This is a genomic window from Allotamlana fucoidanivorans, assembly GCF_006265225.1.
GTDB lineage: Bacteria > Bacteroidota > Bacteroidia > Flavobacteriales > Flavobacteriaceae > Allotamlana > Allotamlana fucoidanivorans.
Map to the genome: position 1 here is coordinate 73,166 of NZ_VDCS01000005.1, position 12,937 is coordinate 86,102.

12 protein-coding genes are annotated in these 12,937 nt (G+C 33.2%); 4 read left to right on the forward strand and 8 right to left on the reverse strand.

What is annotated here, in order from left to right; translation table 11 throughout:
* Positions 1-5: 5 nt before the first annotated feature.
* Both ruvC and FGF67_RS05945 read right to left on the reverse strand, forming a co-directional pair.
* The gene (ruvC, locus tag FGF67_RS05940) at positions 6-554 is read right to left on the reverse strand and encodes a crossover junction endodeoxyribonuclease RuvC (RefSeq protein ID WP_139695706.1); all 549 of its coding nucleotides are present in this window, start codon (positions 552-554) and stop codon (positions 6-8) included.
* Positions 554-1,174, reverse strand: a complete 621-nt coding sequence (locus FGF67_RS05945) for an outer membrane beta-barrel protein (RefSeq protein WP_233244018.1) — start codon at positions 1,172-1,174, stop codon at positions 554-556. Before FGF67_RS05945 ends, ruvC begins: the two co-directional genes overlap by 1 nt.
* Positions 1,175-1,224: 50 nt before the next feature.
* On the opposite strand from FGF67_RS05945, the gene FGF67_RS05950 reads away from it, so the two are divergent.
* Positions 1,225-2,193, forward strand: a complete 969-nt coding sequence (locus tag FGF67_RS05950) for a lysylphosphatidylglycerol synthase domain-containing protein (protein ID WP_139695710.1) — start codon at positions 1,225-1,227, stop codon at positions 2,191-2,193.
* Positions 2,190-3,314 (forward strand): glycosyltransferase family 2 protein, encoded by a 1,125-nt coding sequence (locus tag FGF67_RS05955; RefSeq protein WP_139695712.1) that lies wholly within the window; start codon positions 2,190-2,192, stop codon positions 3,312-3,314. The genes FGF67_RS05950 and FGF67_RS05955 overlap by 4 nt, the downstream gene beginning before the upstream one ends.
* On the opposite strand, the gene FGF67_RS05960 is transcribed toward FGF67_RS05955, so the two are convergent.
* Positions 3,315-3,791, reverse strand: a complete 477-nt coding sequence (locus FGF67_RS05960; protein WP_139695714.1) for a hypothetical protein — start codon at positions 3,789-3,791, stop codon at positions 3,315-3,317.
* A gap of 117 nt (positions 3,792-3,908) precedes the next feature.
* Between FGF67_RS05960 and FGF67_RS05965 the strand changes: the two genes are divergently transcribed.
* Positions 3,909-4,412, forward strand: a complete 504-nt coding sequence (locus FGF67_RS05965) for a DUF456 domain-containing protein (protein WP_139695716.1) — start codon at positions 3,909-3,911, stop codon at positions 4,410-4,412.
* A gap of 244 nt (positions 4,413-4,656) precedes the next feature.
* Here FGF67_RS05965 and FGF67_RS05970 read toward each other — a convergent pair whose 3' ends face one another.
* The 4 genes from FGF67_RS05970 to FGF67_RS05980 form a co-directional block, all read right to left on the reverse strand.
* The gene (locus tag FGF67_RS05970) at positions 4,657-5,331 is read right to left on the reverse strand and encodes a response regulator (RefSeq protein ID WP_139695717.1); all 675 of its coding nucleotides are present in this window, start codon (positions 5,329-5,331) and stop codon (positions 4,657-4,659) included.
* Between the two features lie 9 nt (positions 5,332-5,340).
* Positions 5,341-7,359 (reverse strand): tetratricopeptide repeat-containing sensor histidine kinase, encoded by a 2,019-nt coding sequence (locus FGF67_RS05975; protein ID WP_139695719.1) that lies wholly within the window; start codon positions 7,357-7,359, stop codon positions 5,341-5,343.
* 103 nt (positions 7,360-7,462) lie between these two features.
* Positions 7,463-7,609, reverse strand: a complete 147-nt coding sequence (locus FGF67_RS17230; RefSeq protein WP_158293185.1) for a hypothetical protein — start codon at positions 7,607-7,609, stop codon at positions 7,463-7,465.
* A 352-nt stretch (positions 7,610-7,961) separates the two neighbouring features.
* Complete coding sequence (locus FGF67_RS05980) at positions 7,962-8,966, reverse strand: LacI family DNA-binding transcriptional regulator (RefSeq protein WP_139695721.1); 1,005 nt, start codon at positions 8,964-8,966, stop codon at positions 7,962-7,964.
* A gap of 252 nt (positions 8,967-9,218) precedes the next feature.
* On the opposite strand from FGF67_RS05980, the gene FGF67_RS05985 reads away from it, so the two are divergent.
* Entirely contained in the window at positions 9,219-11,738 is a 2,520-nt protein-coding gene (locus tag FGF67_RS05985) for an outer membrane beta-barrel family protein (RefSeq protein ID WP_139695723.1), read from the forward strand.
* Positions 11,739-11,842: 104 nt separating this feature from the next.
* On the opposite strand, the gene FGF67_RS05990 is transcribed toward FGF67_RS05985, so the two are convergent.
* The gene (locus tag FGF67_RS05990) at positions 11,843-12,934 is read right to left on the reverse strand and encodes an acyltransferase family protein (protein ID WP_139695725.1); all 1,092 of its coding nucleotides are present in this window, start codon (positions 12,932-12,934) and stop codon (positions 11,843-11,845) included.
* Positions 12,935-12,937 lie beyond the last annotated feature (3 nt).

Below are 12,937 nucleotides of genomic sequence, written 5' to 3' on the forward strand. Positions count from 1 at the left end.
AGAAATTAGCCTAACTTATCAGGGTTTTGTTTTATAAAAGCATCCCACCCTGTATACCTTTTACCCACCGACACCTGTCCTGAATTATAAAAATGACAAACAGCAGCCGCTAAACCGTCGGTAGCATCTAAGTTTTTTGGCAAACTTTTTAGCTTCAGCAGACTTTGAAGCATTTTTGCCACTTGTTCCTTACTAGCATTGCCGTTTCCTGTAATGGCCATTTTTATTTTTTTAGGCAAATATTCTGTGATAGGAATTTCTCTACTCAATCCTGCTGCCATAGCCACTCCTTGAGCACGCCCCAACTTTAACATACTTTGCACGTTTTTACCAAAAAAAGGAGCTTCAATAGCAATTTCATCGGGGTTGTGGGTGTCAATAAGTTCTACAGTGCGTTCAAATATCAATTTCAACTTAAGGTAGTGGTCATCATATTTTTTCAAATCCAATTCATTAAGCTGTAAAAAATGCATGGATTTACCAACAACTTTAATGAGTCCGAACCCCATAATTGTTGTTCCTGGGTCAATACCTAAAATAATTCTTTCTTTCATTAATCACCACAATAATAACAACCACTTAGTGAAATTGAAGCACCAATAGTTAGGGTAAACATATTTCCGTTAAAAGATCCGAAGCCGCTTTCTACAGGATCAAAATCATCTGAAAAACCAACTATATAAGAAGCATCTAGATACACAGATAACTTATCTGACATGGCATAATGTAATTCTAATCCAGTAATGGTATTCAGATAAGAAGTTTTATTCTCACCATAGTTACCTAAAGGTTTTATCATTGTAACCCCAGGCCCCACATGAACAAAGGCTCCCATTCTGTTTAAAAAACTGGTAAAATGAGACGCATCAAAAACCAATTGTCCATTAATTCTGGTATAATTCACCTTAAAATCAGGCGAATTATTTGCACTTGAAAATCGATTATAACCAAAATCAAGTTTCACTCCCAACGGTTCCCAAAACATATATTGCAAACCTAGATTGATACTTGGAAAATTCACAGAATTAGCTTCAAAATCAGTCACAAAACCAGCCGACGAAGGACTATTAACACCTAAAGCAAACTGTGCTTTTAGAGTCGATGTGTCACTTTGTGAATAACCTATCGGGCTGGAAAAACATATAATAATTCCAATAAAAAAATACGTATTCAAGATAAAAGTGGAGCGCATTAGTTATTATTTGATTTAATTTGTACCCGTTAATGGTAACCATTTCATACAAATCTAAACAATTCTTTTTTGTGCTGACTAAAATTGGCATTATCGTCTGCTGTTTATTTTTCATTTATCACAGGCTCACTAATAATACCTTACCCTTTTCCTATTTTATTGAATCAACTATAAGCCATATGGATGTTTCGTTCTTTGGAATTTGCGTTGTTGTCGGATTGTCTGTATTAAATTGGTTTTTAGAAATAGTAAAATGGAAAATCTTAGTCAGTGGTGTTAAGAAAACGCGCTTTAGTAGTGCATTACATCAAAGTTTAGGCGCTCTTACAGCATCCTTGTTTACACCAAACAGAATTGGTGAATATGGAGCAAAAGCCCTTTATTTTACAGCAGATTTAAGAAAGCGTATTGTACTGATTTCTATTTTGGGCAACCTCCTTCAAATGGGAGTCACCTTGTGTTTTGGGGTTTTAGGATTTACCCTCCTGTTTTTTAATTTCAATTTTAAAACAAATTTAGCATCGTTCGTTTGGGCTCCTTTTTTACTCTTCATTATCATTTTGCTTTCATTGTTTTTACTTAAAAAAAGTAACATTTCAATCAAAGGGGTTTCATTAAAAACATGGGTTACTCACGTAACTCATTTTTCAAAAATCAGATTGCGAAAAGCCATAGTATTATCTATTGCTAGATACATTACCTTCACCTCTCAATTCTTGTTCTTATTACTGCTTTTCAACCTAAATATTGATTACATCTATGCTTTGAGTTTAATAGCACTCACTTACTTATTGGCTTCTGTTATACCATCTATCTTCATTTTTGATGTTGTAGTAAAAAGCAGTGTAGCCGCTTATTTATTTTCACTTGCGGGTATATCCGAAACCCCTATTGTTTGTATCACGACCATAATGTGGCTACTTAATTTTGTATTGCCCAGCTTATTTGGAAGTTACTGTATTATGCAATTTACCTTTCCTAAAAAAAGCCAACTCATATGATTATTTTCTGCCTAAGTATCACATTGGGTTATTTGGCTTTAATGGGCAGCCTGATTTACGGTTTCAATAGAACAAAACCATTTAATCCACCAGAAGTTCAACCAAAAACCAAATTTTCTATAGTCATTCCTTTTAGAAATGAAGCTCAAAACTTACCCCAACTCATAGCATCTATACAAGGTTTAAACTACCCGAAAGAGCTGTTTGAACTTATTTTGGTTGACGATGATTCTTGTGACACCTCAGAAGGAATTATAAACCAATTACTACAAGATTCTGTCCTGCATTGGAAAACTATTGCAAACAACAGGCAATCAAAATCACCTAAAAAAGATGCCATTACAACCGCTATAAGTGTAGCAAAAAACAACTGGATTATAACGACAGATGCCGATTGTATTTTACCAAAATACTGGCTAAACAGCTTTGATACCTATATTCAAAATACAGGTGTTTCTTGTGTAATTGGTCCCGTAACTTATTTAGAGCAAAACACGTTGTTAAACAGGTTTCAAATATTAGACTTGCTAAGCCTTCAAGGTGCTACCATGGGGGCTTTTGGACTTAAACAACCCTTTTTATGCAACGGAGCCAATTTTGCCTACAAAAAAACATTATTTAATGCCGTTGAAGGGTTTAAAAATAATGACCGTATTGCTAGTGGTGATGATGTCTTTTTATTAGAAAAAATGGCTCAAAACAATCAAAAAAATATAGGGTTCTTAAAAAACAAAGCGGGTATTGTACGAACAAATGCCGAATCATCCCTAATAGGTTTAATCAACCAGAGATTACGGTGGGCGTCAAAAACCGGAGCCTACACTAGTGTATTAGGCAAAGGAACAGCCCTTATCGTTTTATTTATGAACATGCTGATAATCATTACTTTTTTATTGGCAGTTCTATCACTTTTCCCTTTAGAAATGTTTTGTTTAACAGTTCTTATAAAAACTACAATAGATTTTATACTACTTTATAAAACAGCCCTATTTTTTAATCAAAAGCATGTCTTAAAAAGTTATCTGTGGTCCCTATGCGTATATCCTATTTTTTGCTCTTTTATTGCTATAACCTCTTTGTTCTCTTCATACACCTGGAAAGAACGCTCGTTTAAAAAATAATTAATACACCTGAATGATGACTGGCAAACTAAATCTTGCTTTCACATGCTGACCTCTTTTTATAGCTGGAAATATCTTTGGCATACCATGTAAACTTTCATTCAAAATGGTTTCAATATCTGGAATTTCTTCTCGTGTTATGTCATCCATTTCAGCTTGTAATAAAGTTAGTTTTCCTGAAGTTGAAACCTCAAAATCTAAATGTAAGGTATCATCAATATCTTGAGTAACTACAATGATTTCGTTTTTCAAATGATGCGTAATTTGATTTACAATTGTGGTTTGAAAACAGGTTATTCTATCTGCTTTTGTTGCGGAAGAATCACAAACAGAAAAACTAGGATATGCATCAACATCGTTCCAATTAAAAGTTTTTAACTCTTCTTTTAAAATGGCTTCTGAAGTGGTCTTTTTAACCTTGAAATTCTCACAGGAATACAGGGTAAAAAAAACAATAAAAACCAGATATTTCTTCATGGACTAAAACTGAAACCGAAAAGTACAATTTTAATCCAATATTTTAAACTATGACAACTATGTATTTGTAACTATTTTAGGCATATAACGTCATACAAATAAAATTCTTCTTAACCTATGGATATTCTTTTAACAATTATTGCTTTCATTTTAATGATTCTTGGCATACTTGGTAGCTTTTTACCTATTTTACCTGGACCGCTTACCAGTTGGTTTGGACTGCTCATACTTCATTTTACAAAGGCTATTTCAATGAACATGTCGTTTTTAATTATTACTCTAATAATAGCGCTACTTATTTTGATTTTAGACTACATTATTCCTGCCATAGGTACAAAACGTTTTGGAGGCTCAAGATATGGAATAATAGGCACTACTATTGGCTTAATTGTTGGACTACTAGCCCCAATACCTGGGGGTATCATTATTGGGCCCTTTTTAGGCGCTCTGATTGGCGAGTTAATAAATAGCAACAACACAAGAATAGCAACAAAGGCTGCTTTTGGTTCTTTCATTGGGTTTTTAACCTCAACATTTATAAAGTTTGCTGTGTCTATAATTTATTTTGGCCTTTGGATTGGAATTGTAATAGACCATAGCTCAGCGTTGTTCATCCTATAAAAAAGAACCCCGTGGGTCTCTCACCTCCACGGGGTTTGTAAATTGCTATTATCAACAAAAAATTGAGGGATTAATTAATTTTCTGAAGTGTTGATATACAAATATATTTATTATGATTGTTTTTGAACTGCGGGAAACCCGCAACAGTATTACGGGTAAAAGGTAGAATCTAGATATAACGTACCTTTCAAGCTTCCAAAAAAAGTAGATTAATTTCCATTTAGCATAACTTTAACACAACCTATCACACAAAACCTTGTTTTCGGGCTCGATCCAGTAGTGTTTCGTCTTGACCATCGGTCACATCAAAAATATCTCTAAGCTGTTTTTTTCGCTTCTCAATGGCACTCAGAGAAATATCTAAATGGGATGCTAAATTTTTAGTTTTTACGCCTTGTGATAGTAAATATAAAATCTTTCTATTTTTATCATCAATAACAATATCACTCGTTATTGTTTTTCTGATATAACTGTTCACCGTACCGCTATAAAATGGCGGGTTATTCAACACTGCTTGAAATGCACTAGCTAATTCGCTTGAGGTTAAATCACTTTTTATTAAAAACCCTTCGGGGTCTATAGTTTTTATGATATTATGAATTCTAAACGCTTCATTAAACATAGTAAGAATTATAATTTTTGTGCTCGGCAGAATCTTACGTGCATACTCTGCCAAATCTTCTCCTGAACTCATTGTACCATCTGTAGATGGTGGAAGACTGATATCTACAAACAAAATATCATAAAGCCATTCGCTTTGAACCGATTTATCCATAAACGCTACAGCCTCATCACAATTGTTAGCTATATCAATAAACAACTCCTGATTATCTTTCTTGGTAAATTGTAGTGTATTTTGATACCCCTCAATAATCATGGGGTGATCATCAATCATAAGTATTCTTAATTTTTCAGTCATATGATAAAATTATTGAAATGGAGCTTCAATGGTCACTGTTGTTCCTTTATTTATTTCCGATTTTATATTAATATGCCCTTCTATTTCATTAACTCTTGCCTTCATGTTTTTCAACCCAATACCGCTTTTAGATTTATTAACATCAAACCCAGAGCCATTGTCTGCAACGATTAGGCAAATTACATTTTTTTTCAATTTAAATCTAATACTTACTTGGGTTGCTTGTGCATGTTTATAGATATTGTGGAGAATTTCCTGAATGATTCTATATATATGAATTTTTCCTCTGTTCGACATATTGTCCCAATTAATAGCGTCGTCATGCACTAAATTGTATTCTAAACCATAAGCCAAAGTTTGTGTTTCAACTAAGGTTTTTATGATGTCAATAAACCCAGAACCAGAAACAAAATCAGTATTAAGTTCGTGCGATACTTTTCTAATATCTTCCTCAATAGCTTTTAATCCTTCAATGTACTGACTTCTGGTCTTAACCGCTTCAGGACTATTATTCATATTTAAACTATCTAAACTTAATCGCGTTCCAAAAAGGCGCCCTAACACACCGTCATGCAACTCTTGTGAGATTCGTTTTTTTTCTAGTGTTCGAGCTTCTTCAATGGTTTCGTTTTGAGACAGCATAAGGTTATAAATCTCTTCATTGGCTTCTTGTTGCTTTTGAACAAATTGAAGCTCTCTGTTTTTATTCCTTTGAATAATAACCATATATAATAGGAGCGATGCAATGACAACCACCACCGAAATGATAAAGAGCCAAGTACGCTCTCTAGCTATTTCAATATTCTCCTGTTCAATTTTGTCAGTTTCAAACTGAATTCGGGCAAACTTATTTCTAATGGTTCGCTCATTCTTTATAATACTATCATAAAGCGTAACATAGGCATCGTAATGTTTTACAGCTATGCTATCTACTTCAACTTTTGACAGGATTAACAACGATTCCAGCAAATAGTCTGTATAATTAGGTTCTGATAACTCTTTGGCACGATAGGCATAATATTTGGCTGAATCTGGCCGCTTCTTTTTATGATAATATTCGGCTAAATGTTGATTGATGACTATAGTATTGAAAGTCTTCCCAATACTATCAGAAATATGTAAAGCTTCTAGGAATAAATGTGGTAGTTGACTATAATCACCAGATAAGAACAGATTAAATGCATAATTATCTAGCACTACGGCATAAAAATCTGGGCGCTCATGAATTAAGTTTTCATTCTTTAGTATTTGTTGGTAATAGTAATCTGCTTTATCAAATTGTTCAGAATGATTATACGCATTGGCTAAATTATTCTTTTGGTTATCAATTGTGGCTCTATTATCACCTTGAAGTTCATCTTTAACTTCAAGCGCCTTTAAATTATATTCAATAGACTCTTCAAATTGACCAAGTTCTTTAAACACCAAACCTAAATTGTTGTAAAAATAAGACTTGTATTTTTTTACAGTTTCGGTTTCTTCTAGTTGATCCAATAAAGATAATGCCTTTACACAAGTTAACTCGCTTCCCGTATAATCCTTATCATTTTTTTGAAGAAGCGCTATATCTAAAAGAATAACTGCAGTATTGAAGTTATCCCCTAGTGCTTTAAATAATTTCTCAGCTTTGATATCATAATAGTAGGCACTATCAGTAGATTTATTATAATAGTAATACCCGAGATCTTTACTTATCTGCGCTAATGCAAGAGAGTCTTGAATCTCTTTTGCCAATTTTAAGGCTTTATGATTATATCTTAAAAATAAGCGATTGTCTTTTTTACTTCCATAAAGCGAAGACAAAACCCTATTACTTTTTATACGTAAGGAGTCTATTTTATAAGTTTCAGATAGTTTTTTTGCACGAAGCGCAAAATCAAGCTTAGTTTCAAAGGCGTCTAAGGTGTTGCTTTCTGCTTTCAACAAATAATCTACAATACTGTCTACAACAGGATTTGCAACTTCTTGAGCAGAAGACACAACAGCCAATAAAAAGAATAAAATAAAAAATTTGAAATTCAATGCCATACCATATGAATCTCAAATGTATTTATAATTTTTTAATTTTCTTAAAAAGCCAAAGCCTATATCTGCAGATATAGGCTTTGGCTTTTATTTTTTAGCATGAAGATTATCTCTCTTCAATATCTCCACTTTTGTAGTATGATTGTGTGTCTGGTTCAACAAGTACATCATCTTCAGTTAAATCTTGTTTGGTACAAGAGGTTAATGATGCAAATAATACGGCTAAAATTAAAGTAACTTTTAGGGCTTTCATGATAATTCGGTTTTTAAGGTTAATACAGTTTTTCTTTATGTTTTTTAAATCATTTAAATACAATATGATTCTGGCTTTGAAATACAAAACCACAAACGAGGGAAAAAATGGATAATTAACTTTAAAAATTGAATACACTAAAGCGCACCAACTTTTTCAATATGTTTTGAGGGAATTTGACCAAAGGTCAAAAAATTGAATGGATTAACTTTCTTAAACCAACTTAGGGATATAATTTGGGGTCGCTCGTTTAAGAGCAACTAATATATGACAAAAAGCTATTGTTGTAAAATTTTCATCGATAAAATACTTTTTTAATCGATGAAATACATATTATCGACGAAACGATTGACTAAAGTGTAGACTTATTTTTAACCAAACTGGTTTTAACTATTGTAGTTTTATAATTCTCTGTTGGGTGCACACTTTGAATTCTATTGATTAGCATTTCAGCAGCTTTCGCACCAATAGCTTTGGCGTGCTGACGAATGGTTGTTAATCTAGGCAAGGTATGAAACGAATCACTCTTACTAGCATAAGCAATTACTGAAATATCCTTTGGCACTTTTAATCCGAAATTTATAGCAGTATTAAGTGCTATAATACCAGCAGAACTATCTGCTGCTACAATACCATCAATTGATTTATGTTTCTTAAAAAAGGATTTAATCTTTTTTTGCTTATCATCCTTATTCTTAATTTTTAAAACCAAAGGTTCCATAACACCTTCTTCAAGTATGGCCTTTGAGTATCCATGACGCCTTAATTTGCCAACACTTAAGCCATTGATGTTCGTAATAAACGCAATTTTTTTTCGCTTCTCGGCAATTAACGCTTTTGTGGCATTGTAAGTAGACTCAAAATCGTCAACTATGACTTTATCGCATAACACATCATTAGCTACACGATCAAACATAACAACAGGAAGTCCTTGATTAATGGTTCTTTTAAAATGATCAATCGCGTTACTTGCTTGCGATTCTTCTGCTATTGATAGTATAAAACCATCAACACTTCCGTTAGCTAATAGCTGTAAACTTTCTTTTTCCTTATCTAAAGATTCATTTGATATACAAGTTATGATATTATAACCTTGTTTGGTGGCCTCCCTTTCTATACCGTAAAGTACTTTGGCTAAAAAGTGATTTAGTATATTAGGAATAATTACTCCTATGGTTTTGGTTTTATTTTGTTTTAAACTAAGCGCAACTTTATTTGGCTTGTAGTTATATAACTCTGCCAATTCTTTTACGCGTCTGGCTGTTTCCACTCCTATTTCATCACTATTATTTAAAGCTTTTGATACCGTAGAAATAGAAACGTTTAATTCTTTTGCCAGTTGTTTTAATGTTACCATAAAGTGTAATCGTGAATTATATCTGCGTAATTTACAAAAATAGTTTTTTCATTAACTTTTTTATAAAAAATATTATTAGTTCCTCATTTCATACCTCAATCTAATCCTAAAAATGTAAAAAGCAAACATTATACTAAAAACAGATTAAACCTTTGCAGTATTCTATAGTCAGTCATATAGTAAAATCTATAAATATTTTATTCATACTTTTGCACGTTGAAAATTAAAAGACTTAACCTTTATTAAACTCCCATGATTAAAAATGTAATCTGTTTATTCTTCTTATGTTTTGTAGGCATTGGCATATCAAATGCACAGAGAGGAAGCGTTTCTGGAAATATCATTGATGACGAAACTAATGTTCCGTTAGAATACGCCACTATAGCCCTGTATTCTAATAAAGATAAATCTTTAACTACGGGAGTTATTAGTCAAGAGGATGGTCGTTTTAACATTGACAATATAAAAAGGGGGAGTTATTATTTGCAACTTTCGTTTATGGGGTATGATACCAAAACGATTAATAACATTGAAATAACTAATAAAAATCTAGATATTAATTTAGGAACGATCAAACTTGCCTTAAACAGTGATGAACTTGATGAGGTTTTGGTGAAATCCAAACGAAATACCGTAGTTAATAAAATAGATAGACAAGTATACAATTCCAACGCGTTTCAAAATACCAAAGGGGGTTCTGCAACAGATATCATTAAAAATTTACCTTCTGTAAGTGTTAATAGCTTAGGTGAAATTAGTGTACGAGGAAGCCAAGGATTTGTATTGCTTATTGATGGAAAGCCCATTCAAGGCGAAGCTTCGGTTTTTCTTAATCAAATTCCTGCAAACGCCATAGAACGTGTTGAAATGATTACAGCACCATCTGCAAAATATGACCCTGAAGGAAAAGCTGGAATTTTAAATATCATCTCTAAAAAAGGTGCTCTTAATGGCAATTTTGCTCAAATCAATATTAGTGCGGGTCTGCCTTCTATTGAAGATTACGATAATAAAGAGGCCGCTCAGCGTTATGGCTTTGATGGTATTTACAATATTAGAAAAGAACTCTGGAATATTTCTTTAGGAGCCAATTACCAGCGTAAGGACATTAGCGGAAGACGTGAAGGTTATGTGTATACCATTGTAGATGATGTATTTACAGAATTCCCTTCTGATGGTGAACGCAGCTTTGATGAAGAAAACTATTCTGGACGTTTTACTGTTGATTATACACCCAATGACAACAATGCCTTTTCTTTTGGTTTTTACGCCGGAAAACGTGAAAAAGCAAGGACGGCCGACATTCTATATCACAATCAAGCGTATCCCGTAGACGATGAAGACAACAAAATATTTGAACTCACATATTTTAATGAAAACTTAAGAATAAGAAAAGGAGATTTTATTTTAGGAAGTTTTGATTATGCACATACATTTAAAAACGAGTCTAAACTATCATCATCAATTTTATACGAGTATACACAGCTAGGCGCCCCAACAACAAACAAAAATTTGAATTATCCGGATACTGAAAATGTAATTCAAGATGAATATAATACTAATGACAACCCTTTAAATGGGTTTAGAGGACAGCTAGATTATGTTTTAAAACCTTTTGACTTTGGAACCCTTCAAACGGGATACCAATTTAGAACACTTAACAACCGAGGGGATTTCTTTTATGGTAGACGTTATGACTACAATGACGATTTTGAACGAGTAGATCTATTTTCTAGCGATATTAAACTAAAACGAAACATCCATTCTGTTTACGGACAACTAGATGGCTCTGACGATAACTGGGAATATTCAGCTGGGTTAAGATTAGAGTTATTAGATAGAGAATTATTTTTAGCAGATAAAGCAGGCACCACCGAAGAAGAATTAAACTATAGCTATGAAAAACTATTTCCCTCAGCCACTTTAAAATACAATTTCACTGAAAAGTCTTCTTTAAAAGCGTCGTACAGTAAGCGTGTTGAAAGACCTTCAGCCTTTAAACTAAATCCGTTTAGGGAGCGTGAGCATTCTGAAACCTTAGAGCAAGGTGATAAAACTTTACTACCTGAGTTTATTGACTTAGTTGAAGTCGGTTTTACCAAAAAATTTAAAGAGTCTAGTTCTTTTTTTATAACAGGTTACTTTAGAAATGTACAAAACTTAGTAAACCGTGTTAATAAAATTTATGACGGTCCTCCTATTGACCCGAACGACCCAAGATTTGATAATGTTGTTTTAGATAGGATTTACTCTAATGTAGGCACAGGCCGTTCTTTAGGAGTTGATCTTGGAACCAATATTAATGTGGGGGACAATTGGAATAATTTCCTTGGCGCCAACGTTTACCATTACACCATTGATGGCGCATATAATGGTAAAAAAATAGACACTAAAGCCACGCAATTTTCCATAAATGCCAATAGCACCTATGATCTTTCTGACACCGCTTCGCTTCAGTTTACATTCAATTATTTATCTGAAAGAAAAACAGCTCAAGGTGAGGATGCTCGGTTCTATTCGCCCAATTTAAGCTTTAAAAAAAGCTTTTTAGATAATCAACTGGTACTAACCGCACAATGGCAAAACATAGATATGGGGCTGTTAAGCACCAATGAGCAACGTATCACCACTTGGGAACCTGGTGAGTTTTTTACCACCACCAATTATGTTTATGAGGTAGATGTTGTCATGCTCAATCTGTCTTACACCTTCAAAAACACAAAAAACAAATCGAAATTCATTGATAGTGAATTCGGTAAAAAAGAATTTTAAAACATAGAAAAAGGGAAGTGATTAAGTTTACTTCCCTTTTTCATTCATCACTCAACACTTAAAAATAACTCTTAAAAAGTAAATGGTAGTGGTAGACAAAAACACTATACCTTAATAAAAATCTTCTTTTTAAACATAAAATAAGCTAGCAAACTATAAAATACACAAACCGAAAATGCGTAAAGCAAGGAAGAGGTCCTCAAGTCTATAAACTTATACATAAATAGGTTGTGATAAAGCCATCCATGTAAGTTGTATGTTTCATCAATTTTAATAAGATACATACACTTTGAAATGAAACTGGATAAAAAATATAAGGTAATAGCATTCATACCAACATATTTAAATATAGGTGGGAATTGAATATTTTTAACATCACTTAAATAATAAATCAAAGCCAAGAACAGACAGCCCCAACCTGTACTAACCAATACAAAACTACTACTCCAAATGGCTTTATTTATAGGGAATACCACGTTAAAACTATATCCCAAAATCAACAGCAAAACAGCTATTATGAATAATATACTTAGCTGCCCAAACCGATCTAAAAGTCTACCTATTAAAACCCCAAAAAGACAACTTACTATTGAGGGTAAGGTACTCAACAACCCTTCGGGATCATAATCGGGTTGCCACATGTGATACCTCAAAACTTTTAGATCTATATAATTCACCCAATTATGGGTGGCTCTTTCAAAGGTTGGAGCTGTTCCATCTGGTAAAGGCATAAACCCAAGAAACAACCAATACCCAAGCAAAATAGATACACAAATTCCCAGTAGTACTTTCCAATTAAAATTTAAGTACAACACTGATGCTATAAAAAACACCACCCCTATACGCTGAAGCACACCAGGAAATCGTAATGTTTCTATATCAACTACAAAAGGAAAATAAGGAGTAAAGAGGTTTAAAAACAGTCCTAAACCTACTAACTTTAAACTCCTTATGCCTATCTTTTTGTAAACAGAACCACCAGTCTTTTTATTCTTGTAAGCGAAATAAATAGAAATTCCTACAATAAAAAGAAAGAAGGGAAATATTAAATCTGTTGGGGTTAAACCATGCCAAGGTGCATGCAATAATGGCGCATATACATGATCCCAGTCGCCAGGTGTATTGACCAAAATCATAGCTATAATAGTAAACCCTCTGAGAATGTCGACAGATTGAATACGCTTTTTTCCAACCATAAC

Excerpts from the sequence above, each read along its gene's own strand:
- FGF67_RS05990 (WP_139695725.1), bottom strand. The coding sequence starts at position 12,934 with ATGGTTGGAAAAAAGCGTATTCAATCTGTCGACATTCTCAGAGGGTTT.
- FGF67_RS05985 (WP_139695723.1), top strand. The coding sequence starts at position 9,219 with ATGATTAAAAATGTAATCTGTTTATTCTTCTTATGTTTTGTAGGCATT.
- FGF67_RS17230 (WP_158293185.1), bottom strand. The coding sequence starts at position 7,609 with ATGAAAGCCCTAAAAGTTACTTTAATTTTAGCCGTATTATTTGCATCA.
- FGF67_RS05980 (WP_139695721.1), bottom strand. The coding sequence starts at position 8,966 with ATGGTAACATTAAAACAACTGGCAAAAGAATTAAACGTTTCTATTTCT.
- FGF67_RS05955 (WP_139695712.1), top strand. The coding sequence starts at position 2,190 with ATGATTATTTTCTGCCTAAGTATCACATTGGGTTATTTGGCTTTAATG.
- FGF67_RS05975 (WP_139695719.1), bottom strand. The coding sequence starts at position 7,359 with ATGGCATTGAATTTCAAATTTTTTATTTTATTCTTTTTATTGGCTGTT.
- FGF67_RS05950 (WP_139695710.1), top strand. The coding sequence starts at position 1,225 with ATGGTAACCATTTCATACAAATCTAAACAATTCTTTTTTGTGCTGACT.
- FGF67_RS05970 (WP_139695717.1), bottom strand. The coding sequence starts at position 5,331 with ATGACTGAAAAATTAAGAATACTTATGATTGATGATCACCCCATGATT.
- FGF67_RS05960 (WP_139695714.1), bottom strand. The coding sequence starts at position 3,791 with ATGAAGAAATATCTGGTTTTTATTGTTTTTTTTACCCTGTATTCCTGT.
- ruvC (WP_139695706.1), bottom strand. The coding sequence starts at position 554 with ATGAAAGAAAGAATTATTTTAGGTATTGACCCAGGAACAACAATTATG.
- FGF67_RS05965 (WP_139695716.1), top strand. The coding sequence starts at position 3,909 with ATGGATATTCTTTTAACAATTATTGCTTTCATTTTAATGATTCTTGGC.